Source organism: Cupriavidus sp. FW305-27, assembly GCF_058787995.1.
In genome coordinates this window covers 40839-66271 of the sequence record NZ_JBYTAG010000017.1, presented here as the reverse complement: position 1 = coordinate 66271, position 25433 = coordinate 40839, and the positions used below count along the sequence as shown (strand labels likewise).

The following is a 25433-nucleotide window of genomic DNA, read 5'->3' as shown; positions in this document are numbered from 1 at the left end:
CGAGGGGTCGGCGCGCCCCTGCAAACAGGGGCCAGCACGGGTTGCCTGCAATGTACCACCGGCAAATCGCCGGTGCGGCTTTGGGTGCTTTATAAGGCGCTTGTGGCGATGGGATTTGGGCGATAGCCGGCCGGCTCCCCGGCGCCATGCCTGACGTGCCCGGCAGGCTGCCTTGCCCGTATAATCAACGGTTTGCAAATCCAATACTGATTCGTCGCGCCCGGCCACGCCAGGGCAAGCGTCCGCCATCCCATGAAAGTCTCAGACATTCGCAGCAAGTTCCTGCAGTTCTTCGAATCGAAGGGCCATACCGTGGTCCGCTCGTCCAGCCTGGTGCCGGCGAACGACCCGACGCTGCTGTTCACCAACTCCGGCATGGTGCAGTTCAAGGACGTGTTCCTGGGCACCGACAAGCGCCCGTACACCCGCGCCACCTCGGCGCAGCGCTCGGTGCGCGCCGGCGGCAAGCACAATGACCTCGAGAACGTGGGCTACACCGCGCGCCACCATACGTTCTTCGAGATGCTGGGCAACTTCTCGTTTGGCGACTACTTCAAGCGCGATGCCATCCTGTACGCGTGGGAACTGCTGACCAAGACCTACCAGCTGCCGGCCGAGAAGCTGTGGGTGACGGTCTACGCGGAAGACGACGAGGCCTACGACATCTGGGCCAAGGAAGTGGGCGTGCCGGCCGAGCGTATCGTGCGCATCGGCGACAACAAGGGCGCGCGCTACGCCTCGGACAACTTCTGGCAGATGGCCGACACCGGCCCGTGCGGCCCGTGCTCGGAAATCTTCTACGACCACGGCCCGGACGTGTGGGGCGGCCCGCCGGGATCGCCCGAGGAAGACGGCGACCGCTACATCGAGGTGTGGAACCTGGTGTTCATGCAGTTCAACCGCGACGAGCAGGGCAATATGACGCCGCTGCCCAAGCCGTGCGTGGACACCGGCATGGGCCTGGAGCGCATTGCCGCGGTGCTGCAGCACGTGCACAGCAACTATGAGATCGACCTGTTCCAGGCGCTGATCAAGGCCGCCGCGCGTGAAACCCATATCGACAACCTGAACCAGAACTCGCTCAAGGTCATCGCCGACCATATCCGCGCGTGCTCGTTTCTGATCGTCGACGGCGTGATCCCCGGCAACGAAGGCCGCGGCTACGTGCTGCGCCGGATCATCCGCCGCGCCATCCGCCATGGCTACAAGCTGGGCCAGAAGACCCCGTTCTTCCACAAGATGGTGGCCGATCTGGTCGAGCAGATGGGCCAGGCTTATCCCGAACTGGCTGAAGCCCAGTCGCGCGTGACCGAAGTGCTGAAGGCCGAGGAAGAGCGCTTCTTCGAGACCATCGAGAACGGCATGTCGATCCTTGACGCCGCACTGGCCGACCTGAAGCTCAAGGGCGGCAAGACGCTGGACGGCGAACTGGCGTTCAAGCTGCACGACACCTTCGGCTTCCCGCTGGACCTGACGCAGGACGTGTGCCGCGAGCAGGAAATCGGCGTGGACGAGGCCGCCTTCGACGCGGCCATGAACCGCCAGCGCGAGCAGGCGCGCGCCGCCGGCAAGTTCAAGATGGCCGCCGGCCTGGAGTACACCGGCGACAAGACCGTGTTCCACGGCTACGAGAAGCTGGAACTGCCGCAAGCCAGGGTCACCGCGCTGTATGTGGACGGCGCCGCCGTGAACGCCATGCAGCCGGGCCAGACCGGCGTGGTGGTGCTCGACAACACCCCGTTCTACGCCGAGTCCGGCGGCCAGGCCGGCGACCAGGGCGTGCTGAAGGCAGGCAATGCCGTCTTCGCCGTGACTGACACCACCAAGATCCAGGCCGACGTGTTCGGCCACCAGGGCACGCTGGAAGGCGGCGCACTCAAGGTGGGCGATGCCGTGTCGGCCCAGGTCGACGCGCAGCGCCGTGCGCGCACCGTGCGCAACCACTCGGCCACCCACCTGATGCACAAGGCCCTGCGTGAAGTGCTGGGCAGCCACGTGCAGCAGAAGGGCTCGCTGGTGGATGCGGACAAGACCCGCTTCGACTTCTCGCACAACGCGGCGCTGACCGACGAGCAGATCCGCCGCGTGGAAGAGATCGTCAATGCCGAGATCCTGCGCAACGACGACACGCATGCCGAGATCATGCCGTTCGACGACGCGGTCAAGAGCGGCGCGATGGCACTGTTCGGCGAGAAGTACGCCGACGACGTGCGCGTGCTGTCGATCGGCACCTCAAAGGAACTGTGCGGCGGCACCCACGTGCACCGCACCGGCGACATCGGCCTGTTCAAGATCGTGGTGGAAGGCGGCGTTGCCGCCGGCATCCGCCGCGTGGAAGCCATTACCGGCGACAACGCGCTGCACTACCTGCAGGGCCTGGACGCCAGGCTGAACGAAGCCGCCGCCGTGCTGAAGGCCCAGCCGTCGGAGCTGGTGCCGCGCATCGGCCAGGTGCAGGACCAGGTGCGCGCGCTGGAGAAGGAGCTGGAACGCCTGAAGAGCAAGCTGGCCGCCTCGCAGGGCGACGAGCTGGCCGCGCAGGCGGTCGACATCAAGGGCCTGAAGGTGCTGGCCGCGCAACTGGACGGCGCCGACGTCAAGACCCTGCGCGAGACCATGGACAAGCTCAAGGACAAGCTGAAGAGTGCGGCCATCGTGCTGGGTGCGGTGTCCGACGGCAAGGTCAGCCTGATCGCTGGTGTCACCGCCGATGCCACGGGCAAGGTCAAGGCCGGCGAGCTGGTCAACTTTGTCGCGCAGCAGGTGGGCGGCAAGGGTGGTGGCCGTCCCGACATGGCCCAGGCTGGCGGCACCGAGCCGGCCAAGCTGCCGCAGGCGCTGGCTGGTGTCGGCGAGTGGGTGGCGACCAAGGTCTGAGCGGCTGAGGGGGGCAACCCCCTCAGACCCGGCAACTGCTAATGGCGCTTCGGCGCCATTTTCTATGGGCGCTCGTCGCCGGGCGGCTTGCCGGCGAGCCGGTTGAGAATGTCGATCGGCAGCGGGAAGACGATGGTGGAACTCTTGTCCCCTGCAATCTGTGTCAGCGTCTGCAGGTAGCGCAGTTGCATGGCCTGCGGCTCGCGCGCCAGCATCTGGGCCGCTTCCAGCAGTTTCTCCGAAGCCTGCAGTTCGCCCTCGGCATGGATCACCTTGGCGCGCCGCTCGCGTTCGGCCTCGGCCTGCCGCGCAATCGCGCGGATCATGGTTTCGTTGAGGTCGACATGCTTGATCTCGACGTTCGAGACCTTGATGCCCCAGGCGTCGGTCTGGGCGTCCAGCGCCTGCTGGATGTCGAGGTTGAGCTTCTCGCGCTCGGCCAGCATCTCGTCCAGCTCGTGCTTGCCCAGCACCGAGCGCAGCGTGGTCTGCGCCAGCTGGCTGGTGGCTTCCAGGAAGTTCGCCACCTGGATGATGGCGCGTTCCGGATCGACCACGCGGAAGTACACCACCGCATTGACCTTCACCGAGACGTTGTCGCGCGAAATCACATCCTGCGGCGGCACGTCCATCACCACCGTGCGCAGGTCCACCCTGACCATCTGCTGCACGGCGGGGATCAGCAGCACCAGGCCCGGGCCCTTGACCCGCCAGAAGCGTCCGAGCATGAACACCACGCCGCGTTCGTATTCGCGCAGCACGCGGAACGAGGTGATCACCAGCAGTGCCAGCAGGAAGATCAAACCGCCGAAGCTGAATCCGTAGGCCATGGTCAGGCTCCCTTGTCTGGCGTCGGTTGGGGTGGAGTTGTCGGGACAAGCGGGGCGTTGCCGGCGGCGATCACCTCGAGCACCAGGCCCTTGCGCGCGGTGACGACCACCGGCGTGCCGCGCGGCAAGGAGCTGGCGCTGTGCACGCGCCAGGTCTCGCCGCGCACCGTGGCCCAGCCTTCCTCGCGCAGGTCGTCCAGCATTTCGCCGCGGGCGCCGACCAGGGTGTCGGCACCGCTGACCACCGGGCGCTTGCGCGAGCGCACCAGCATCGCCGACATGCCGAACACGAAAATCGCGGACAGCGCTGACATCGCCGCCACCATCGGCAGCGGCACGCCGAAGCCCGGCACGTCGGTGTCGATCAGCATCACCGCGCCAAAGGCAAAGGCGATGATGCCGCCCACGCCCAGCGCGCCGAAGGACGGCAGGAACAGCTCCGCCACCATGCAGCCGATGCCCAGCGCCACCAGCGCCAGCCCGGCGTAGTTCACGGGCAGCATGTGCAGCGCGAACAGCGCCACCAGCAGGCAGATCGCGCCGGCAATGCCGGGCACTACCATGCCCGGCGTGGAGAATTCGAAGATCAGGCCGTAGATGCCGATCATCAGCAGCAGCAGCGCCACGCTGGGCTCGGTGATCACGGCCAGGAAGCGGTTGCGCCAGTCGGGTTCCAGCGTCACCACCGGCGCATTGGCGGTGTGCAGCACGCCGGCCTTGCCACCGGCAGCGGTGATCGTGCGGCCTTCAACCTGGCGCAACAGCGCGGGCAGGTCGGGGGCGACCAGGTCGACCACGCGCTGGGCCAGGGCCTCGTCGGCCGACAGGCTGACCGATTCGCGCACCGCGCGTTCGGCCCACTCGGCATTGCGTCCGCGCAGCTGGGCCAGGCCGCGGATATAGGCCGAAGCATCGTGCATTTGCTTGCGTTCCATCGCGTCGGCCCGCGCTGGCTCGCTGGCGGGGGCGGAGGCGGGCTTGGCGCCGGGCAGGGCCTCTGGCTTCTGCGGCCCGCCAATGCCGACCTGCACCGGGGTGGCCGCGCCCAGGTTGGTGCCCGGCGCCATTGCCGCGATGTGGCTGGCGTAGAGGATGTAGGTGCCGGCACTGGCCGCGCGCGCGCCGCCGGGATAGACGTAGCTGGCCACCGGTATCGGCGAGGCCAGGATGGCCTGGATGATCTCGCGCATGGACGCGTCCAGCCCGCCCGGGGTGTCCATTTCCAGCACCACCAGCTGGGCGCCGCCCGCGCGCGCGCGTTCCATGCTGCGCAGGATAAAGCTGGCGCTGGCGGGGCTGACCGCACCCTTGAGCGGAATCACGTAGACCGGCGCGGTTGCCGTGGTCGTGACGGTGGCGGCAGGCGCCGAGGCGCCGGAGGGCGGCGCCGCACGGGCACCTGGGCCGGCGAGGGCAACGGCGCCGCACGCCAGCGCCAGGCCGGCCAGCAGCCGGCCGGACATCGGCCGAAGCGCCCGCAGCAGCGCGGTGGCAGGTTTCATGAGAGGGGCGGGGCACGCAAGGTGCCGTGATGGCGCCACTTCAAGTGTAGGCCACCGGGCACATCTTGCACGCGGGCTGCCTCGGGCCCGCGCGCCGGGCGCTCAGGCCGCCGCCAGGTCCGGCCTGGCCGAGGGGCCGGGTGAGTGGGCGGTGAGCGTGTCGATCAGCGCATGCAAGGCCGCGCTGGCCATGGACGGATGCCAGGCCAGCAGCGTGCGCACGCGGCCGGCCGCGCCCAGGCCGTGCTGGCGGATGGCGGGCAGGTCGCGGTACAGCCCCAGCACCGAGCGCGGCACGATCGCCGCACCGATGCCGGCCGCGACGCAGGCGACGATGGCATGGTACGAGCTCAGCTGCAGCACGCGCGGCGTCGGCGCATCGCCGATCACATACCAGTTCTCGAGCCGGGCGCGGTAGTTGCAGCCGGGCTCGAACGCCAGCAGCGTCGGCACCTCGAGGTCGGCCGCGGTGCGCACCGGGCGATGGCGAGCGCGCGTGATCACCACCAGTTCTTCCTCGAACACCGGGACGGCGCTCAGTGCCGGGTCGGTCAGCGGCTCGGCGACAAAGGCGCATTCGACTTCGAAGCGCGCCAGCGCATCCAGCGCCTGGCGCGTGGCCAGCGTCACCAGCTCCAGCTGCACCGCGGGCCAGGCCTGGTGGTACGCGGCCAGCACATTGGGCAGGCGGCTGGCGGCGGTGCTCTCCATCGAGGCAATGCGCAGCCGGCCGTGCGGCCGCGCCGGCAGCACCGCCTGGCGTGCCTCTTCGGTCATGCTGAGGATGCGGCAGGCATAGTCGAACAGGGTCTGCCCGGAAGGCGTCAGCACCATGCGCCGGCCGTCGCGCACGAACAGGTCGACCCCGAGCGACTGCTCCAGCTGGCGGATGCGCGTGGTGACATTGGACTGCACCCGGTGCAGCCGCTCGGCCGCACGGGTGATGCCGCCGGCTTCGACGACGGCGCGGAAGATCTCGAGGGCGGCAAGGTCCATGCGGGACTCCTGAGGTTATTCATCTCTTATTAAGATGCCTGACATCTTAATAATTCATTTTTTGGAATGCTGAAGCCAGCGTAGCATACAGGCATCGCAATGCAACCGCTGCCCCGCCAGCCTCCAGCCATGCCGAACCCCCACAGCCTCGACCCTGAACACCCCGCCGCTGCGCGCGTGGCCACCCGGGCGTCGGCACGGCGCGAAGCCGGCGCGGTGGCGGTGGCCATGGCCGGCCTGGTATCGCTGGCGGTGGTGATGGGCATCGGCCGCTTTGCCTTTACGCCGCTGCTGCCGATGATGCTGCATGACGGCACCGTCACGCTGGATCAGGGCGGCTGGCTGGCCACGGTCAACTACATCGGCTACTTCGCCGGCGCCGCAGTGTGCATGTTCATCCGGCCCGACGCGGTGCGCATGGTGCGCTGGGGCCTGGCCGCAACGGTGCTGCTGACGCTGGGCATGGCCCTGCCGGGCGGCATGGCGGCATGGTCGCTGTGGCGCGCCGCCGCGGGCGTGGCCAGCGCCGTGGTGATGGTCTACACCGCGGGGTGGTGCCTGCAGCGGTTGGCGGAACTGGGCAAGCCGGAACTCGCCGGGCTGATCTTCTGCGGGCCGGGGCTGGGCATCGTGGTCACTGGGCTGGGTGCATCCGGCATGGTCGGTGCGGGCTGGCATGCGGACTATGGCTGGCTCGCGTTCACGGCGCTGGCGGTGGTGCTGGTGGCGGCGGTCTGGCGGATCTTCGTCGCGCAGCCGGCTGTGCCGATGACGGCGACGGCGGCGGCATCCCCGGCGGCAGCCGACACCGGCGCCGCGCGGCTCGATGCCCAGACCTGGGCGCTGACCTTTGCCTACGGCCTGGCCGGCTTCGGCTACATCATCACCGCGACCTTCCTGCCGGTGATTGCGCGCGAGGCGCTGCCCGGCACGGTCTGGGCCGACCTGTTCTGGCCGATCTTCGGCGCGGGCGTGACGGTGGGCGCGTTCCTGGTCACGCGGGTCGGCATGGCGCACGACAACCGCAAGCTGTTGACGCTGCTGTACGGCATGCAGGCGCTGGGCGTGGCGATCGCGGTGGTGTTCCCGACCGTGGCCGGCTTTGCCCTCAGCAGCCTGCTGGCGGGGCTGCCGTTCACCGCGCTGGTGGCGTTTGCGATGCGCGAGGCGCGGCGCCTGTGGGGGCCGCAAGCGGCGCGGCTGATGGGCCTGATGACGGCGTCCTACGGCCTGGGCCAGATCGCCGGGCCGCCGCTGGCAACCGCGCTGGTGGCGCGCACCGGCGGCTTTGCCGGCTCGCTGGCGTGCGCGGCGGCGGCGCTGCTGCTCGGCGCGCTGGTGTTCGCCTGGATGTGCCGCGCCTGGCCGCTGGCGGCTGCCCGGAGCTGATCGGCAAGGTGCGCTAAAGTATTGCCTTTGCCGCCTGGCGCGCCACAGAAGGCCGGGGCCGTACCCGGCACGCGAGACCGGGCGGCGCAGGAGCGACCCCATGTCTTTTGCCTTGCAGCCCGCGCGTGCCGCGGGTGCCCCCATCCGGCCCGTTTCCGCCGAAGAACAGCGTGTGCGCGTCGACCTGGCCGCCGCCTACCGCCTGGCCGCGCGCGAGGGCTGGGATGACCTGATCTACACCCATATCTCCGCCACGGTGCCGGGCGAGTCCGACCACTTCCTGATCAACCCCTTCGGCTTTGCCTTCGACGAGATCCGCGCCAGCGACCTGGTCAAGATCAACGGCCGCGGCGAGGTCGTCGGCGCGACCGTGCATCCGGTCAATGTGACCGGCTTTGCGCTGCACGCCGCGGTGCATGCGGCGCGCGCCGACGCGATGTGCGTGATGCACCTGCATAACACCGCCGGCATTGCCGTATCGGCGCAGGCCGCCGGGCTGCTGCCGCTGTCGCAGCACGCGATGCGCTTCCACGGCCGCATGGCCTACCACGACTACGAAGGCCTGGCCTTCACCCCGGCCGAAGGCGCGCGGCTGACCGCATCGCTGGGTGGGCATCCCGCCATGCTGTTGCGCAACCACGGCACGCTGACGGTGGGCCGCACCGTGGCCGAGGCCTATGTGCTGATGGCGACGCTGATCAAGGCCTGCGAGGTCCAGATTGCCGCACAGGCGGGCGGTGCGCTGGTGCAGCCAGGCGCGGCCGTGGCGGACAAGACCTCGGAGCAGCTCTACGACAACGGCGCCGTCGAAGGCGTGATGGAGTGGCCCGCGCTGCTGCGCAAACTGGATAGAATCGATCCTTCATACCGGGACTGAGCGGGATCGATTTCCCGCCGCGACTCAACCACATTCATCAAAGGAGCATTGCATGCCGACTTTCCACGTCGAAATGTTTGAAGGCCGTACCATCGAGCAGAAGCGCAAGTTTGTCGAGGAAGTGACGCGCGTCAGCTGCGAGACCCTGGGCTGCTCGGCCTCGGCCGTCGACATCATCATCACCGACATCAAGCGCGAGAACTGGGCCACCGGCGGCGAGCTGTGGGCCGACAAGAAGTAAGGCTCCATTCAGCCCCACACTGAACACCATGCAGCACTTCGCCTCTGACAACTACGCCGGCTTCTGCCCGGAATCGCTCAAGTATTTCCTGGAAGCCAACGCCAGCGGCCATGAGCAGGCCTACGGCGACGATACCTGGACGCAGAAGGTCTGCGACCGTATCCGCGACCTGTTCCAGACCGACTGCGAAGTGTTCTTCGTGTTCAACGGCACGGCGGCCAACTCGCTGGCGCTGTCGGCGCTGTGCCAGTCGTACCACTCGGTGATCTGCCACGAGCTGGCGCATATCGAGACCGATGAATGCGGCGGCCCGGAGTTCTTCTCCAACGGCTCCAAGCTGCTGACCGCGCCCGGCGCTGACGGCAAGCTCACGCCTGACGCGGTCGAGGCGCTGGTCACGCGCCGCTCCGATATCCATTACCCCAAGCCCAAGGTGGTGTCGCTGACGCAGTCGACGGAAGTCGGCACCGTCTACAGCGTGGAAGAGGTGCGCGCGATCGCTGCCATCGCCAAGCGCCGCCAGCTGCGCGTGCATATGGACGGCGCGCGCTTTGCCAATGCGGTGGCGTCGCTGGGCGTGCATCCGTCCGAGATTACCTGGCGCGCCGGCGTCGACGTGCTGTGCTTCGGCGGCACCAAGAACGGCCTGCCGGTGGGCGAAGCGGTGGTGTTTTTCGACCGCCGCCTGGCCGAGGACTTTGCCTACCGCGTCAAGCAGGCCGGGCAGCTGGCGTCGAAGATGCGCTTTATCTCCGCGCCGTGGCTGGGTTTGCTCGAGAGCGACGTATGGCTCGCCAACGCGCGCCATGCCAATGCGATGGCGCAGCTGCTGCAGCAGCGCATCAGCGATATTCCGGGCGTTCGCATCATGTTCCCGACGCAGTCCAACGCCGTGTTCGCCGAGCTGCCGCTGCCCGCGATCGAGGCGCTGCGCGCCAGGGGCTGGCGCTTCTATACCTTTATCGGCGCCGGCGGCTGCCGTTTCATGTGTTCATGGGACCTGCAGCCGCAGACGGTCGAGGCGCTGGCCGCCGACATGCGGGCGGCTTGCGGCGCCTGACCGGCACCCATACCTATAACGACGAGACCCTTCAGGAGCCCCCAAATGCAATACCGATTCTGCCCGCAGTGCGGCGCGCCGCTTGAGGTGCTGCCGCTGTCCGGGCGCGAACGCCACGCCTGCGTGCAGCAGGAATGCGGCTTCGTGCACTGGAACAACCCGCTGCCGGTGCTGGCGGCGGTGGTGGAGTACCAGGACAAGCTGCTGCTGGCGCGCAATGCCGCCTGGCCGGAGACCATGTTCGCGCTGGTGACGGGCTTCCTGGAGCGCGACGAGCCGCCCGAGCTGGGCGTGGCGCGCGAGCTGAAGGAAGAGACCAACCTCGATACCGAGTCGGTGTCGCTGATCGGCGTCTACGAGTTCATGCGCAAGAACGAGCTGATCATTGCCTACCACGTCAAGGCGACCGGCACCGTGGCGCTGTCCGAGGAACTGGCCGACTACAAGCTGGTGGCGCCGGAGGACGTGCGCGTCTGGTCGGCTGGCACCGGCTTCGCGGTTGCCGACTGGCTGGCCGCGCGCGGCTATCCGGTGCGCTTCTTCGACCGCCAGACCGGCGCCGACATTCCGGACCCGCGCCGCCCGCACGACTTCAGCCTGGTCGGGGGTTCGCTACAATACCGTTGGTGAGGCTGGCCTCCGGCCAGCCGCCCAGCCCCCAGAATCGAAGGAAGAGACGAATGGAGTTCCAGAAAGAAGTGGATGCGCGCGGCCTGAACTGCCCGCTGCCGATCCTGCGCACCAAGAAGGCCCTGGCCGACATGGCCAGCGGCGATGTGCTCAAGGTGCTGGCCACCGATCCCGGCGCCACGCGCGATTTCCAGGCCTTTGCCAAGCAGACCGGCAATGAGCTGCTGTCGCACTCGGAAGTGGACAAGGTGTTTGTGTTCTACATGCGCCGCCGCTGAAGCGCTCCCGCTCCCAAAGAAAAAAGCCGCGTAATCAGAATTACGTGGCTTTTTTCTTTGGGATTCTGCGTCGATGAATATCGGCACAATTTTCCAGGCGCGCGGCAATGGGAGATTGGCGTGAATTGCAAGTCCTGCATTATTCCTGGCGGGACATCTCGCAAGGATTAATCCCATTGCGTTTCCGCCGGTTTTGGGCTGCATTATTCTCCCCATAATGGCGGCGCCGCGGCACATGTGTTTACCCGGATTGGGCTGGTTTTTATGTATGCGCTAAATTACTACTGCGCCCTTGCCTGGTGCCGTGATGGTCACTGTGGGGAGGGCGGAAGTTGATCAAGTGATTCAGGAGAGGCGATGCCAAGGGACGTCCGTATCCGAGCCGCTGGAATTGCCGATATTCAAGCTATTTCGGAAGTGCTGCAGCAATGTGGGTTGTCAGTTGAAAATGTGAGGCCGGCCGCATGTCTGTGCCATGTCGCTGAATTCGGGGAAATCGTAGCTGGTTGTGCCTGCGGGGAGATATTCGACCAGACCTTTGTCGTCAGGACCGTTGGCGTGCTTCCCGATTTTCGGGAGCGAAGAATTGCGACCCATCTGGTTGCGGCCCTGTTGATGCGCGCCCGCGCTAACGGTTGCACCAAGGCCGTCCTGCTGACGACGGAGCATCCGGCCTTTTTTGCGCGCTATGGCTTCTCGCTGACATCCGTGGACGAGTTGCCGACCGAACTGGAATTGTCCAGGGAATTTCAACGCCGCTTCGGCGCCTGGACGCACTGCATGTGCCGCCGCCTGGACTGAGGCGGGGCAAGACGCAGCGCAGCGGCCCGATGGGCCGCCGCGTCGCCGGCTGCGCGCCGGCGGGCTTCAGGTGATCGCGCTCAGCTGCCAGGGTACGAACTCGTTCTGCCCGTAGCCGTGCAGCTCGCTGCGTGAACGTTTGCCGGAGGCGGTGTCCAGCATCAGCCGGAACAGTTCCTCACCGAGCCCGCCAATGGTGGCGCAGCCGTCCAGCACGGCGCCGCAGTTCAGGTCCATGTCATCGGACTGGCGTTGCCACAGCGCGGTATTGGTCGCCAGCTTGACCGAGGGCGAGGGCGCACAGCCGTAGGCCGAGCCGCGCCCCGTGGTGAAGCAGATCAGGTTGGCACCCCCCGCGACCTGGCCGGTCGCGGAGATGGGGTCGTAGCCCGGCGTGTCCATGAACACCAGGCCGCGCGCGCGCACCGGCTGCGCGTACTCATAGACCTCGGCCAGGTTGGCCGAGCCGCCCTTGGCGATGCCGCCCAGGGATTTTTCCAGCACGGTGGTCAGCCCGCCCGCCTTGTTGCCTGCCGACGGGTTGTTGTCCATGCTGGCACCGTGGCGCGCGCAATAGTCCTCCCACCAGCGGATGCGCGCCACCAGCTTGCGGCCGATTTCCGGTGTCTGTGCGCGGCGCGTGAGCAGGTGCTCGGCGCCGTAGATCTCGGGCGTCTCGGAGAGGATGGCAGTGCCGCCGTGGCGCACCAGCAGGTCTACCGCCGCGCCCAGCACCGGGTTCGCCGAGATGCCCGAGTAGCCGTCGGAGCCGCCGCACTGCAGGCCCACCACCAGGTGGCTGGCAGGCACCGGCTGGCGCTGCACGGCATTCGCGGCGGGCAGCATCTCCTGGATCATGGCAATGCCGCGTGCGATGGTCCTGGTGGTGCCGCCGCTGTCCTGGATGGTGAAGGTCTGCAGGCGGTCGTCGTGGGCCAGCCCCTGGGTGGCAAGCAGCGCCGAAATCTGGTTGGTCTCGCAGCCCAGCCCGATCACCAGCACGCTGGCGAAGTTGGGATGGCAGGCATAGCCGCCCAGCGTGCGCTGCAGCAGCGCCAGCCCTTCCCCCTGCGGGTCCACCGCGCAACCGACGCCGTGCGTGAGCGCCACCACGCCGTCGACGTTGGGATAGGCGGCCAGCGCCTCGGGATGGATGTCGCGGCGGAAGTGGTCGGCAATGGCGCGCGCCACCGTGGCCGAGCAGTTCACCGAGGTCAGGATGCCGATGTAGTTGCGCGTGGCCACGCGGCCATCGGCCCGCACGATGCCCGCGAAGGTGGCCGGCGCCGGCACCGGCTCCGGCGCGCGCGCATCGGCGCCATAGGCATAGTCGCGCGTGAAGTCGCCCATGGCCAGGTTGTGGGTGTGCACGTGCTGGCCGGGGCGGATGTCCTGGCTGGCGAAGCCGATGATCTGCCCGTAGCGGCGCACCGCCTCGCCGGCGCCGATGGCGCGCGTTGCCACCTTGTGGCCGGGCGGGACCAGGCCGAGCACAGTCACGTCTTCTTCGTCGAGCGTGGTGCCTGCCACGAGCTGGTCGCGGGCAATGACGACGTCGTCTTCCGGGTGCAGCCGGATCACGCGCAAGGCGGCGTGCAGCTGTGCTGCCTTGCCGGGGTTGGCAGGTGCGTTCATGCGATGAGCTCCCTCGTTCCTTATTTCAGCATCTCGGCCGGCAGCGACAGGCCGAAATAGCGCTTGTAGATGTCGTTGATCCTGCCGTTCTTCAGGTTGGTCCTGACCCAGCCGTCGAGCCAGTCCTTGAGGGCGGTATCGCCCTTGCGCAGGCCGATCGCATAGGGAAAGGTCTGCATCACGAACTTGATTTCCAGGTCGCGCGACGGATTGCTGCGCCTGACCTCCGGAATCACGCTGATGGCCGCGGCCAGGTAGTCCTGCTGGCCGGTGGAGACCGCGGTATTGGTGGTCGCGTCATCCTCGTAGCGCACGATATTCACCGCTGCCACGGCCTTGGCGCCCCGGCTCAGTTCCTGGTCGCTGGTGGTGCCGCGCGTGACCGCGACGGTCTTGCCCGACAGGTCGGCGAAGGACTTGACCTGGGCCTTGGTCGGGCCGCCCACCACCACGGGGATCACGCCATACGGCTCGGAGAAATCGATGACCTTCTTGCGCGCGTCCGTCACGGAAAAGGAGGCCAGCACCACGTCCGCCTTGCGGGTGAGGAGGAAGGGCACGCGGTTGGGGCCCGTGACCGGAACGATCTCAAGTTCGACGCCCAGGTCCTTGGCGAGCAGGCGCGCGGTCTCGATGTCGGAGCCGCTCTGCCTGGCTTGTGTATCCAGCATGCCGTAGGGAGGCGCGCTGATATCGACCGCCACCAGGATCTTCTTGCGCTGCTTGATGGTGTCGAGCGTGTCGGCCGAGGCGGCGGAGGTGCCGGCCAGCAGCAGGGCGGCGAGTGGGGCAAAGAGATAGCGGCGATAGTTCATGAGGTTGTCTCCGTATTGTTGGATATCGAAACGGGTTCTTGCTGAGCGGGCGCTGCCGCGCTTACAGGCCGTTGCTGACGAACTGGCGCAGTTCCGGCGTGGCAGGTTCGTCAAGCAGCCTGCCACTGCCGCATTCCCAGACGATGCCCTGGTGCATGAACATGATCTGGTCCGCCACCGAGCGCGCGAACGACATCTCGTGCGTGACCAGCACCATGGTCATGCCGTCTTCGGCCAGTTTTTCAATGACCCGCAGCACCTCGCCGGTAAGCTCGGGATCGAGCGCGGAAGTGACTTCGTCGAACAGCATCAGGCGCGGCTGCATGGCCAGCGAGCGCGCGATGGCGACGCGCTGCTGCTGGCCGCCGGAGAGCTGTTCCGGGTAGTAGTCGGCGCGCTCTTCCATGCCGACTTGCCGCAGCACGTGGCGGGCCAGTTCGCCCGCTTCCTTGCGCCCCATGCCCTTGACCTTGCGCGGTGCCAGCATGACGTTCTCGGCCACGGTCAGGTGCGGGAACAGGTTGTAGCTCTGGAACACGATGCCGACTTCCTTGCGCAGCGCGCCCAGGTCAACGGCGTCTTCGTGCATGGCATGGCCGCACACATGCAGGGCCCCGCCGCTCACGCGCTCCAGTCCGTTGATGCAGCGCAGGGCCGTGCTCTTGCCCGAGCCGCTGCGGCCGATCAGGGCCACCACCTCGCCGCGGCGCACCGAGAAGCTCACGCCCTTGAGGATTTCCACTTGTCCGAAGGACTTGCTTACCTTGTCGAAGCGGACCACTTCGTCCACGCTTGTCTCCATGACGTTCCTTTGTTGTCGGGTTTTGGCGCTGTCAGGCTCAGGCGCGTGCCTTGTTGAAGCGGCGCTCCAGGCGGTACGAGAGCGATGAGAGCGGATAGCAGATGGCGAAATACAGCGCCGCGGCGATGGTGAACACCAGAAAGGGCTTGAAGGTGGAGTTGTTGACCACCCGCGCCGAATAGGTCAGGTCGAAGAAGCCGATCACCACCGCGTACGACGAGTTCTTCACGATCTGCACCAGGAAGCTCACCGTGGGCGCAATGGCAATGCGGGCGGCCTGCGGCAGGATCACGTACACCGCCCGCTGCAGCGGCGTGAGCGCCAGGCATTCGGCGGCCTCCCACTGCGTGCGCGGCACGGCCTGGATGCAGCCCTTCCAGATCTCGCCGAGGTAGGCGCTGGAATACGCCGTCATCGCGATCCCCGCGGCGACCAGCGCCGGCAGCTCGAAGCCGCCCACGCTGATGCCGAAATACACCACGAACATGATCACCGGCAGCGGCACGCCCTGTACCAGCTGCACGTAGGCGCCCGTGAGCGTGCGCAGCACGCGCCCGCCGCGGCTGCGCGCCAGCGCCAGCGGTACGCCCACCAGCGCGCCGCCGGCAAAGCCCATGCCTGCCAGCAGCAAGGTCCAGCCTGCGCCGCGCAGGATGAACAACACTTGATCGAAAGAAATTCCGTGCATGAGGCGCGCTCCGGTTCAGAGAGGGGTTTGCAGGCGCCGGCGGCGCGTAAAGGCCAGGGCGCCGATGCCTGCCATCGACAGGCGCAGCAGCCAGGACAGCAGCAGGTAGACGAGCGCGATCACCAGGTAGATCTCGAAGCCGCGGAAGGTCTCCGACTGGATGCGGTAGCCCACCGCTGTGAGTTCCTCGGCCGAGATCTGCGACATGATCGAAGTGGCCAGCATCATCAGCACGAACTGGCTGATCAGCGCCGGATACATGCGCTCCACCGCTTGCGGCAACACCACCAGGCGCAGCATCTGCCAGCGCGACAGCCCCAGGCAGGAAGCGGCCTCGAGCTGGCCGCGCGGCACCGACTCGATGCCGGCGCGCACGATTTCGGTGGTATAGGCCGACACGTTCACGACCAGCGCCACCACTGCCGCCGCCATGGCCGGCACCCGCACCTGCACCGCCGCCAGCCCGAAGAAGAGCCAGAAGGCCTGGATCACCAGCGGCGTATTGCGAATCACGTCCACATACACCGTGACGCAGCGGCGCGCCCACGCGGGGCCTTGCGTGCGCACCACGGCCAGCGCCGTGCCCAGCACGAAGCCGAACACGATGGTGGCGACCGACATGCGCAAGGTCAGCCACACGCCGTCGAGCAAGTCCCGCCAGCCCGTGGACAGGAAACTGAAATCAAACTGGTAGTCCATCGGCGCGGGTTCCTCCTTCTCGTGGCGTCGCCGCGGCCGGCGCGCGCCCTGTCTCTTGTTGTGGCTTCGTTGTCGTGCTTGCGGCGTGCGACACGCGCCGTGGTGGGACGAAATATATGACCATTGCCGGCAATGGTCAATATCCGTGGATACCCGTGTATGATGGAATGCGATGAGATGCCCTGGCGTGCCGCCATGGCTACACTGACCGACCGCCACGTTCTGGAGACAAAGTGCCGAGCCCATCGATGACGACACGAGACCGAAATCGCGTCGCCCCCCTTGCTGCCAGCCTGGAAGCGGAGGAAGCCAGCCGCCATGCGCCGATCTACGCGTTGATCCACCAGGTGCTGCGCAAGGCGATGCTGGACGGGACGCTGGAGCAGGGCACCGTGCTGCTGGAAGGGCCGGTCGCGGAGATTCTGCGCGCCACCCGGTCGCCGGTGCGGCAGGCCTTGCGCGAGCTGGAGGCCGAAGGCCTGGTCAGCCGCTTCGACGGGCGCGGCTATGTCGCCGGCCCGGCCGGCACCGAGCCCAGGCGCGTGCCGCTGGACGCGGCCATGCTGGGCGTGGACAGCGCGCCGGACGTGGCACGCAAGACGCTGGGCTGGGAGGTCATCTACGACGAGGTGGAGCGCAACCTGGTCCACCTGTCGGTGTTCGGGCGCTACCGTGTCAACGAAGTCGAGCTGGCGCGCTATTTCAACGTGGGGCGCACCGTGGTGCGCGATGTGCTGCTGCGCCTGGAAAGCCTGGGCATCCTGGAGAAGGACGAGCGCCAGCGCTGGGTCATCATCCCGCTGGATGCGCAGCGCATCCACGATCTCTACGAGCTGCGCTCACTGGTGGAGCCAGCCGCGCTGCGCGGCGCCATCGTCCATGCGGACGCGGCCGAGCTGGCTGCCATGATGGAAGACCTGCACAAGGTGCAGCGTGTCTACCCGAAGGTGTCGCGCACCGCCATGGACAAGCTGGAGCATGACCTGCACGTGCGCCTGCTGTCGCTGTGCCCGAACAAGGAGCTGCTGGGCAGCCTGCAGCGCACGCGCTGCATCCTGACCCTGAGCAAGCATGTACTGGGAGCGTCGGCGCCGATGCCGCAGGAAGATCCCTTCCTCTCCGAGCACATGGCCGTGCTGCAGGCCGCCGCCGCAGGCGCGCCGCGCAAGGCCGCTGAGCTGTTGCGGGAACACCTGGAGCTGTCGTGCGCGAAGGTCACGCAGCGGGCCGGGCTGGTGCGCGAAACGTTCGCGCTGCCGACGGTGTCCTACATCGCCTGAGCGCAAATAAGGAGAGGCCGCAACCCTCCCGGCATTTGCCGGAATGGTTGCGGCCTCTCACGGCTGCAGACGTCCAGGAACTTCCTTTCCTGTCCGCAGGGCAGGGCGCGATCAGCTGCCGATGCCGGTCAGGTGCTCGCGCGATTCCAGGTAGGCGCTGAATTCAGTCCCGACTTCCGGGTGCTTCAAGGCAAATTCAACGGTTGCCTTCAGGTAGCCCAGCTTGCTGCCGCAGTCATAGCGGCGGCCCTGGTAGCGGTAGGCCAGCACCTGCTCCTGGCCCAGCAGCGACTGGATCGCGTCGGTCAGCTGCAGCTCGCCGCCGGCGCCCGGCTTCAGGTCACGCAGGTGTTCGAAGATGCGCGGGGTCAGGATGTAGCGGCCGACCACGCCCAGGTTGGACGGCGCGTCTTCCGGCGCCGGCTTCTCGATGATGCCGGAGACCTTGATCACGTCCGCATCCCATTCGCGGCCGTCGATCACGCCGTAGGAGCGGCTTTGCTCCGGCGTGATCTCCTCGACCCCCAGCACCGAGCAGTTGTAGTGGTTGAAGGTATCCACCATCTGCTTCATCACCGGCGGGTTGCCGTCGATCAGGTCATCGGCCAGCATCACTGCGAACGGCGTGTCGCCGACCAGCTTGGCCGCGCACAGCACCGCATGCCCCAGGCCCAGCGCTTCGGGCTGGCGCACGTAGAAGCATTCCACGTTGGCGGGCTTGATCGAGCGCACCACGTCCAGCAGCGCCTGCTTGTTCTTGGCCTCAAGCTCCACTTCCAGCTCGAAGGCCTTGTCGAAATGGTCCTCGATGGCGCGCTTGGAGCGGCCGGTGACAAAGATCATCTCGGTAATGCCGGCGGCCATGGCTTCTTCCACGGCGTACTGGATCAGCGGCTTGTCCACCACCGGAAGCATTTCCTTGGGGCTGGCCTTGGTGGCCGGCAGGAAGCGAGTGCCCAGGCCCGCAACCGGGAACACAGCCTTGGTGACGCGATTTTCCATATCAGGTGTACCTCTCAGATTCCAGTCCATAACCCTGCCAGCCATTGCGGGCGTCGTCTGTCCGGTTCTGTCCGACGAAGCCGGACAGAACCCCCGGCAGGCAGGGGCGTGAATGCGGCCGCCGTGCCGTCAGGCCGGCAGCCGCTGCAGCTGGCCCTGCAGCTTGGCCAGCGTCTGCTCGAAATCGGCCAGGCGCTGCGTCTCTTGCGCCACCACGGCAGGCGGTGCCTTGGCGACAAAGCTCTCGTTGGAGAGCTTGGCGCGGCACTTGCCGATTTCGCCACCGATGCGCTCGACTTCCTTCGACAGGCGCGCGCGCTCGGCGCCGACATCGATCTCGATCTTCAGCAGCAGGTGGTTGCCCCCGGCAATGGCGACCGGCGCGCCGGCGCCTTCAGCCTGCAGGGCAGCTTCATCTTCGAAGACGCGTACCTCGGAAAGTTTCGCCAGTGCCTGGATATGTGCGCTCGCCGCCTTCAGGAAGGTGCTGTCACCCTCAGCATAGAGCGGGATGCGCTGGGCCGGCGAGATGTTCATCTCGCCGCGCAGGTTGCGGCAGGCATCGATCACTTCCTTCAGGCGCGCAACCCATTGCTCGGCTTGCTCGTCGATCTTGGCGACCGCAGGCAGCGGGTAGGGCTGCAGCGCGATGGTCTCGGAGCCGTCACCCTTGGCGCGGCCGGCCAGCGGGGCCACCTTCTGCCACAGCTCTTCGGTGATGAAGGGGATGATCGGATGCGCCAGGCGCAGCACGGTCTCGAGCACGCGCAGCAGCGTGCGCCGCGTGGCGCGCTGCTGGGCCTCGGTGCCGTTCTGGATCTGCACCTTGGCCAGTTCCAGGTACCAGTCGCAGTATTCGTCCCAGACGAACTTGTAGATGGCGTTGGCGATATTGTCGAAGCGGTATTCGGCAAAGCCCTTCTCGACCTCGGCTTCCACGCGCTGCAGCAGCGACACGATCCAGCGGTCGGCCTGCGAGAAATCCAGGTAGCCGTCTGGGCCGCAGTCGTTGTTGCACGGGCCCATGCCGCAGTCATGGCCTTCGGTGTTCATCAGCACGAAGCGGGTCGCGTTCCACAGCTTGTTGCAGAAGTTGCGGTAGCCCTCGCAGCGGCCGGTATCGAAGTTGACGTTGCGGCCCAGCGTGGCCAGCGACGCGAAGGTGAAGCGCAGCGCGTCGGCGCCGAATGCGGGAATGCCCTCGGGGAATTCCTTTTTCGTCTTCTTCTCGATCTTGGGCGCGTCCTTGGGGCGGCGCAGGCCGGTGGTGCGCTTCTGCAGCAGCGTGTCGAGGTCGATGCCGTCGATCAGGTCCACCGGGTCCAGCGTGTTGCCCTCGGACTTGCTCATCTTCTTGCCTTCCGAATCGCGCACCAGGCCGTGCACGTAGACGGTATGGAAGGGCACCTTGCCGATGAAGTGCTTGGTCATCATGACCATGCGCGCCACCCAGAAGAAGATGATGTCGTAGCCGGTCACCAGCACCGACGACGGCAGGAAGTGATGCATCTCGGGCGTTTCTCCCGGCCAGCCCAGCGAGGAGAAGGGCACCAGCGCCGACGAGAACCAGGTGTCGAGCACGTCTTCCTCGCGGCGCAGGCTGCCGGTGCTGCCGGCGGCCTTTGCCTTTGCCAGCGCTTCTTCTTCGGTGCGGCCGACAAAGCAGTTGCCGGCATCGTCATACCACGCCGGGATCTGGTGGCCCCACCACAGCTGGCGCGAGATGCACCAGTCCTGGATATTGCCCAGCCACTGGTTGTAGGTGCTGATCCAGTTTTCCGGCACCAGCTTGATCTCGCCGCTCTGCACGGCTTCCAGCGCCACCTCGGCGATCGAGCGGCCCGGGTAGAAGGTGCCTTCCGGCGCCGGCTTGCTCATGGCGACGAACCACTGGTCGGTCAGCATCGGCTCGATCGCGCTGCCGGTGCGCTCGCTGCGCGGGGTCATCAGCTTGTGCTTCTTGACCTCGGCCAGCAGGCCGCGCTTGTCCAGGTCCTCGACGATGGCGCGGCGCGCGTCGAAGCGGTCCAGGCCGGCGTAGGCGGCGGGGGCGTCGGCAACGATCTTCGCGTCCAGCGTCAGGATCGACAACTGCGGCAGGTTGTGGCGCTGGCCCACGGCATAGTCGTTGAAGTCATGGCCGGGGGTCACCTTGACCACGCCGGTGCCGAACTCGCGGTCGACGTACTCGTCGGCAATCACCGGGATCTGGCGCTCGGTCAGCGGCAGCTGCACGAACTTGCCGATCAGGTGCGCATAGCGCTCGTCTTCCGGGTGGACCATCACGGCCACGTCGCCCAGCATGGTTTCGGGGCGGGTGGTGGCCACGGTCAGGTGGGTCAGGCCGCCCTTGGCATCAGCCTCGACCAGCGGATAGTGGATATGCCACAGCGAGCCTTCTTCCTCGATGCTGTCGACTTCCAGGTCCGACACGGCGGTGCCCAGCACCGGGTCCCAGTTGACCAGGCGCTTGCCGCGGTAGATCAGGCCCTGTTCGTGCAGGCGCACGAAAGCTTCGGTGACCGCCTTCGACATCTCGGGCGACATCGTGAAGTACTCGCGGCTCCAGTCGATCGAAGCGCCCATGCGCCGCACCTGGCGGGTGATGGTCGAGCCCGACTCTTCCTTCCAGGCCCACACCTTCTCGGTGAACTTCTCGCGGCCCAGGTCATGGCGCGACACGCCCTGCGACTCGAGCTGGCGCTCCACCACGATCTGGGTGGCGATGCCGGCGTGGTCGGTGCCCGGCACCCACAGCGTATTGGCGCCGCTCATGCGCGCATGGCGCGCCAGGCCGTCCATGATGGTCTGGTTGAAAGCGTGGCCCATATGCAGCGTGCCGGTCACATTGGGCGGCGGCAGCTGGATCGCAAAGTCCGGGCGGGCAGGGTCGAAGGTCGGCTTGGCAATGCCGCGCTTCTCCCACTCGGGGCCCCATTTCGCCTCGATGGCGGTGGGTTCGAAGCTTTTGGCGAGGGACTGGTCTTGGGCGGTCATGCTGGGATGTCGATATTGGCGTCGGGGGTCGTCGCAGGGTGCTTCGGCCTGCGCCTGGCGAGGCGGCGGCCGTCGGCGGCCGGCATTGCGCCAGTAAAACGTTAAATTATACGGGGGTGGCAGGCTGGTGCCTATTTCCCGGCCATCCGGCCCCGCCGGATGTGACTTGCAGGACAGGGCCCGCCGGTATAATTGCCGTCAATCCACAAGGCTGATCCGATGTCCGACCTGCTTGCCAACCTGAACGCCGAACAACTAGCCGCCGTCACCCTGCCTGACGAACCGGCGCTGATCCTGGCGGGCGCGGGCAGCGGCAAGACCCGCGTGCTGACCACGCGCATCGCCTGGCTGATCCAGAACGGCCGGGTCTCGCCGGCGGGCATCCTAGCGGTGACCTTTACCAACAAGGCCGCCAAGGAAATGCAGACGCGGCTGTCGTCGATGCTGCCGATCAACACCCGCGGCATGTGGATCGGCACCTTCCACGGCCTGTGCAACCGCATGCTGCGCGCGCATTTCCGCGACGCCGGGCTGCCCCAGACCTTTGCCATCCTGGACAGCCAGGACCAGCTCTCGGCGCTCAAGCGGCTGCTCAAGTCGCTCAACGTCGACGATGAGAAGTACCCGGCCAAGAACCTGCAGTACTTCATCAACAACGCCAAGGAGCAGGGCCTGCGCCCGGCCGACGTCGAGGCCAACGACGACTTCAACAAGCGCTTTGTCGACCTCTACGCCGCCTACGACCTGCAGTGCCAGCGCGAAGGCGTGGTCGACTTCGCCGAGCTGCTGCTGCGCTGCTACGAGCTGCTGCGCTACAACGACGCCATCCGCCAGCACTACCAGCACCGCTTCCGCCACGTGCTGGTCGACGAGTTCCAGGACACCAACGTGCTGCAGTACCAGTGGCTCAAGCTGCTGGCCGGCTACGGCACGCAGAACCCGGCCGCGGTCTTTGCCGTGGGCGACGACGACCAGAGCATCTATGCGTTCCGCGGCGCCAACGTCGGCAATATGCGCGACTTCGAGCACGAGTTCCGCGTGCGCCGGCTGATCAAGCTGGAGCAGAACTACCGCTCGCACGGGCATATCCTGGATTCGGCCAACCACCTGATCTCGCACAACGCGCGCCGCCTGGGCAAGAACCTGCGCACCGACGCCGGCCACGGCGAGCCGGTGCGAGTGTTCCAGGGCGGCTCCGACGGCCAGGAAGCCGCCTGGATCATCGAGGAGATCCGCGACCAGATCGCGCAGGGCGCCAGCCGCGCCGAGATTGCCATCCTGTACCGCAGCAACGCGCAGTCGCGCGTGATCGAGCATGCGCTGTTCTCGGCCGGCATCGCGTACCGCGTCTATGGCGGCCTGCGCTTCTTCGAGCGCGCCGAAATCAAGCACGCGCTGGCCTATATGCAGCTGCTGGAGAACCCGCGCAACGATGCAGCCTTTGGCCGCGTGGTCAACTTCCCGGCGCGCGGCATCGGCGCGCGCTCGCTGGAAGTGCTGCAGGACATGGCGCGCCAGTATGACTGCGCGCTGGCCGAGGCGGTGGCCTACGTGCCCGGCGCGGCCGGCAGCAAGCTGGCGGCGTTTACACGCCTGATCGAGAAGATGCGCGAGGACACGCGCCGCATGACGCTGGCCGAGACCGTCGAGTACGTGATCAACCACAGCGGCCTGATCACCCACTACCAGGGCGAGAAGGAAGGCCAGGACCGCATCGAGAACTTGCAGGAACTGGTGACCGCCGCGCAGGCCTTCGTGGTCGAGGAAGGCTACGGCCTGGAAGCGCTGGCCGCGGTGATCCCGGTTGACCGCAGCCCCGCCGCCCCGGCACTGGCCGACGGCGACCAGGCCCAGCAGGTGCTGGATCCGGAAGCGCTGCCGGTGGTGATGACGCCGCTGGTCGCGTTCCTGACCCATGCCTCGCTGGAAGCCGGCGACAACCAGGCCCAGGCCGGCCAGGACGCGGTGCAGATGATGACCGTGCATGCGGCCAAGGGGCTGGAATTCGACGTGGTCTTCATCACCGGGATGGAAGAGGGCCTGTTCCCGCACGAGAACAGCATGATGGACCCGGACGGCGTGGAGGAAGAGCGCCGCCTGATGTACGTGGCGATCACGCGTGCGCGCAAGCGGCTCTACATGTCGTTCGCGCAAAGCCGCATGCTGCACGGCCAGACCCGCTACCACGTGCGCTCGCGCTTCTTCGAGGAACTGCCCGAGGCCTCGCTCAAGTGGCTGACGCCGCCGGCGCAGGGCTACGGCGGCGTGCGCCGCCAGGAGCGCGACAGCGCCTGGGGCCGCGACTGGTTCCGCAAGCCCGAGGACGTGCCCTATACCGGCACGCGCCCCACCGGCGGCATGGACAACGGCAACGGCTATGCCGATGCCAAGCGCGAGGCCGGCACCGGCTTCCGGGTGGGGCAGTCGGTGTTCCACAACAAGTTTGGCGAAGGTGTGATCACCGCGCTGGAAGGCGAGGGCACCGACGCACGCGCCAATATCAACTTCAAGCGCAACGGCGCCAAGTGGCTGGCGCTGTCGGTGGCGAAGCTGGACGCGATCGACTGAACGAGTCCGGCTTCGCTGCGCGCGCCATGCCGCGACCCGGGCGGCTCAGGGCAGGGCGTGGCGGACCTCGCCAGCCTTTTCGTCGGGGCTGTCCACTGTCAGCAGCGGATTGATGAACAGCGAGGCCAGCGCGCCAACCCCGAGCAGCGCCCCCGAGATCATGAACGGCAGGTCATAGCTGCCGGTGCGCTCGATCAGGTAGCCGAACACCACCGGCGACACCATGCCGGCCACGCCGAAGCCGGTGTTCATCATGCCGCCCGCGGTGCCGGCGTACTTGCCGGCGATGTCCAGCGGCAGGCTCCACAGCACCGCGTTGGTCAGCTCCAGGAAGAAGAACGACAGCGACAGCAGGATCACCGCGTTGACGGCATCGGCCGTGAAGGTCATCGGCGCGATGAACATCAGCGAGCCGGCCAGCCCCACGAACAGGACCGCGCCGCGCGCCAGGCGCAGGTTGCCGGTGCGCTTGTAGATGCGGTCCGACAGCACGCCGCCGAGCGTATCGCCGACCACGCCGGCCATCAGCGGCAGCGCGGTGAACAGCGCCAGCTGCTTCAGGTCGAAGCCGCGCGCCTCCTTCAGGTACGAGGGCAGCCACGTCAGGTAGACCCACAGCGACCAGCCGTAGCAGAAGTCGACGAAGGTCACCAGCCACATGCGCCGGAACAGGCGCCGCCACGGCGTGGCCGCCTTGGCGGCCTGCCGGCTGTCGCCGTGCCGGTAGCCGATCTCCTGCAGCTCCTGCGCGGTCACGCGGCTGTGCTTGTCGGGCGAATCCTTGAAAAAGAAGGCGTACAGCAAGGTCCAGCCGAGGCTGACCGCGCCCAGCACGATAAAGGCTTCGCGCCAGCCGGCGGCGGCCACGATGACCAGCACGACCGGCGGCGTGATCGCACCGCCCAGCCGCGCGAAGCTGTGGGTGATGCCCTGCGCGAAGCCGCGCTCCGCCACCGGCATCCAGTAGGTGAAGGCGCGCGTCGCGGTCGGGAACGCACCGCCTTCGCCGATGCCCAGCACGAAGCGCAGCACCACCAGCATCAGCACGCTGCCCGCGAAGCCGGTCAGCACGGTGGCCACGCCCCAGATCAGCGAGAGGACAATCAGCACCTTCTTGGGCCCGAACTTGTCAGCCATCCAGCCGCCGAGAATCTGCATGGCGGCATAGGGGTAGGCAAAGGCCGAGAACACCAGCCCCAGCTGCGATGTGGTCAGTCCCATTTCCTCGCGGATCAGGGGGGCGGCGACCGAAATGTTGACGCGGTCGATATAGGCGATGAAATACATCAGGCACATGACGCCCAGGATCATGTGCCGGGTCTTGATACGTTGCTTCATAACCACCTCCTATGCGCGGCGCGCGCGTGGTGTTGACGGGGCGGCGGCCGGCACACGGTCCGTAGCCATGCGCTTGCGGCGCGCCGGGGGCGCGGCGCCGGCCGCGCTGCCCCGTCCTTGAGCAATCT

21 protein-coding genes are annotated in these 25433 nt (G+C 67.1%); 10 read left to right on the top strand and 11 right to left on the bottom strand.

What is annotated here, in order from left to right; genetic code table 11:
* The first annotated feature begins 252 nt into the window (after positions 1 to 252).
* Complete coding sequence (gene alaS / locus AC3WRI_RS10890; RefSeq protein WP_010813678.1) at positions 253 to 2877, top strand: alanine--tRNA ligase; 2625 nt, start codon at positions 253 to 255, stop codon at positions 2875 to 2877.
* Between the two features lie 62 nt (positions 2878 to 2939).
* On the opposite strand, the gene AC3WRI_RS10885 is transcribed toward alaS, so the two are convergent.
* The 3 genes from AC3WRI_RS10885 to AC3WRI_RS10875 all read right to left on the bottom strand — a co-directional run bounded on the left by AC3WRI_RS10885 (position 2940) and on the right by AC3WRI_RS10875 (position 6205).
* A complete protein-coding gene (locus AC3WRI_RS10885) occupies positions 2940 to 3707 on the bottom strand; it encodes a slipin family protein (RefSeq protein WP_010813677.1) in 768 nt (255 codons plus the stop codon).
* A gap of 2 nt (positions 3708 to 3709) precedes the next feature.
* Positions 3710 to 5209 carry an NfeD family protein gene (locus AC3WRI_RS10880; RefSeq protein ID WP_439670836.1) on the bottom strand — a complete coding sequence of 500 codons (1500 nt, stop codon included), beginning with the start codon at positions 5207 to 5209 and terminating at the stop codon, positions 3710 to 3712.
* A gap of 102 nt (positions 5210 to 5311) precedes the next feature.
* Positions 5312 to 6205 (bottom strand): LysR family transcriptional regulator, encoded by an 894-nt coding sequence (locus AC3WRI_RS10875; RefSeq protein ID WP_492293306.1) that lies wholly within the window; start codon positions 6203 to 6205, stop codon positions 5312 to 5314.
* Between the two features lie 129 nt (positions 6206 to 6334).
* Here AC3WRI_RS10875 and AC3WRI_RS10870 point away from each other — a divergent pair, with 129 nt between their 5' ends.
* The 7 genes from AC3WRI_RS10870 to AC3WRI_RS10840 all read left to right on the top strand — a co-directional run bounded on the left by AC3WRI_RS10870 (position 6335) and on the right by AC3WRI_RS10840 (position 11481).
* A complete protein-coding gene (locus tag AC3WRI_RS10870; RefSeq protein WP_058696665.1) occupies positions 6335 to 7594 on the top strand; it encodes a YbfB/YjiJ family MFS transporter in 1260 nt (419 codons plus the stop codon).
* A 100-nt stretch (positions 7595 to 7694) separates the two neighbouring features.
* On the top strand, positions 7695 to 8471 hold the full coding sequence (locus AC3WRI_RS10865) for a class II aldolase/adducin family protein (RefSeq protein ID WP_010813673.1): 777 nt from the start codon (positions 7695 to 7697) through the stop codon (positions 8469 to 8471).
* Between the two features lie 52 nt (positions 8472 to 8523).
* Positions 8524 to 8712, top strand: a complete 189-nt coding sequence (locus tag AC3WRI_RS10860) for a 4-oxalocrotonate tautomerase (protein ID WP_010813672.1) — start codon at positions 8524 to 8526, stop codon at positions 8710 to 8712.
* Between the two features lie 28 nt (positions 8713 to 8740).
* Positions 8741 to 9772 (top strand): threonine aldolase family protein, encoded by a 1032-nt coding sequence (locus tag AC3WRI_RS10855; RefSeq protein WP_492293305.1) that lies wholly within the window; start codon positions 8741 to 8743, stop codon positions 9770 to 9772.
* A gap of 45 nt (positions 9773 to 9817) precedes the next feature.
* Complete coding sequence (locus tag AC3WRI_RS10850) at positions 9818 to 10402, top strand: NUDIX domain-containing protein (RefSeq protein ID WP_010813670.1); 585 nt, start codon at positions 9818 to 9820, stop codon at positions 10400 to 10402.
* A gap of 50 nt (positions 10403 to 10452) precedes the next feature.
* On the top strand, positions 10453 to 10680 hold the full coding sequence (locus tag AC3WRI_RS10845; protein ID WP_010813669.1) for a sulfurtransferase TusA family protein: 228 nt from the start codon (positions 10453 to 10455) through the stop codon (positions 10678 to 10680).
* A gap of 357 nt (positions 10681 to 11037) precedes the next feature.
* Positions 11038 to 11481, top strand: coding sequence for a GNAT family N-acetyltransferase (locus AC3WRI_RS10840; protein WP_010813668.1), 444 nt, complete (start codon positions 11038 to 11040; stop codon positions 11479 to 11481).
* Positions 11482 to 11547: 66 nt separating this feature from the next.
* On the opposite strand, the gene AC3WRI_RS10835 is transcribed toward AC3WRI_RS10840, so the two are convergent.
* From AC3WRI_RS10835 to AC3WRI_RS10815, 5 genes are all read right to left on the bottom strand, one after another.
* A complete protein-coding gene (locus tag AC3WRI_RS10835) occupies positions 11548 to 13116 on the bottom strand; it encodes a UxaA family hydrolase (RefSeq protein ID WP_492293304.1) in 1569 nt (522 codons plus the stop codon).
* A gap of 20 nt (positions 13117 to 13136) precedes the next feature.
* Complete coding sequence (locus AC3WRI_RS10830; RefSeq protein ID WP_058696662.1) at positions 13137 to 13931, bottom strand: transporter substrate-binding domain-containing protein; 795 nt, start codon at positions 13929 to 13931, stop codon at positions 13137 to 13139.
* Positions 13932 to 13992: 61 nt separating this feature from the next.
* Entirely contained in the window at positions 13993 to 14721 is a 729-nt protein-coding gene (locus tag AC3WRI_RS10825) for an amino acid ABC transporter ATP-binding protein (protein ID WP_269446640.1), read from the bottom strand.
* 49 nt (positions 14722 to 14770) lie between these two features.
* Positions 14771 to 15421 carry an amino acid ABC transporter permease gene (locus AC3WRI_RS10820; protein ID WP_010813664.1) on the bottom strand — a complete coding sequence of 217 codons (651 nt, stop codon included), beginning with the start codon at positions 15419 to 15421 and terminating at the stop codon, positions 14771 to 14773.
* 15 nt (positions 15422 to 15436) lie between these two features.
* A complete protein-coding gene (locus AC3WRI_RS10815) occupies positions 15437 to 16120 on the bottom strand; it encodes an amino acid ABC transporter permease (RefSeq protein WP_010813663.1) in 684 nt (227 codons plus the stop codon).
* A gap of 248 nt (positions 16121 to 16368) precedes the next feature.
* Between AC3WRI_RS10815 and AC3WRI_RS10810 the strand changes: the two genes are divergently transcribed.
* Positions 16369 to 17400, top strand: a complete 1032-nt coding sequence (locus AC3WRI_RS10810; RefSeq protein WP_010813662.1) for a GntR family transcriptional regulator — start codon at positions 16369 to 16371, stop codon at positions 17398 to 17400.
* Positions 17401 to 17511: 111 nt separating this feature from the next.
* Here AC3WRI_RS10810 and galU read toward each other — a convergent pair whose 3' ends face one another.
* Both galU and AC3WRI_RS10800 read right to left on the bottom strand, forming a co-directional pair.
* A complete protein-coding gene (galU, locus tag AC3WRI_RS10805; protein ID WP_011615814.1) occupies positions 17512 to 18402 on the bottom strand; it encodes a UTP--glucose-1-phosphate uridylyltransferase GalU in 891 nt (296 codons plus the stop codon).
* A 129-nt stretch (positions 18403 to 18531) separates the two neighbouring features.
* Positions 18532 to 21399, bottom strand: a complete 2868-nt coding sequence (locus AC3WRI_RS10800) for a valine--tRNA ligase (RefSeq protein ID WP_011615813.1) — start codon at positions 21397 to 21399, stop codon at positions 18532 to 18534.
* Between the two features lie 219 nt (positions 21400 to 21618).
* Here AC3WRI_RS10800 and AC3WRI_RS10795 point away from each other — a divergent pair, with 219 nt between their 5' ends.
* Entirely contained in the window at positions 21619 to 23967 is a 2349-nt protein-coding gene (locus AC3WRI_RS10795) for a UvrD-helicase domain-containing protein (RefSeq protein WP_010813659.1), read from the top strand.
* A 45-nt stretch (positions 23968 to 24012) separates the two neighbouring features.
* Here the strand turns inward: AC3WRI_RS10795 and AC3WRI_RS10790 are convergent, their stop codons facing one another.
* Positions 24013 to 25305 carry an MFS transporter gene (locus tag AC3WRI_RS10790; RefSeq protein WP_010813658.1) on the bottom strand — a complete coding sequence of 431 codons (1293 nt, stop codon included), beginning with the start codon at positions 25303 to 25305 and terminating at the stop codon, positions 24013 to 24015.
* Positions 25306 to 25433 lie beyond the last annotated feature (128 nt).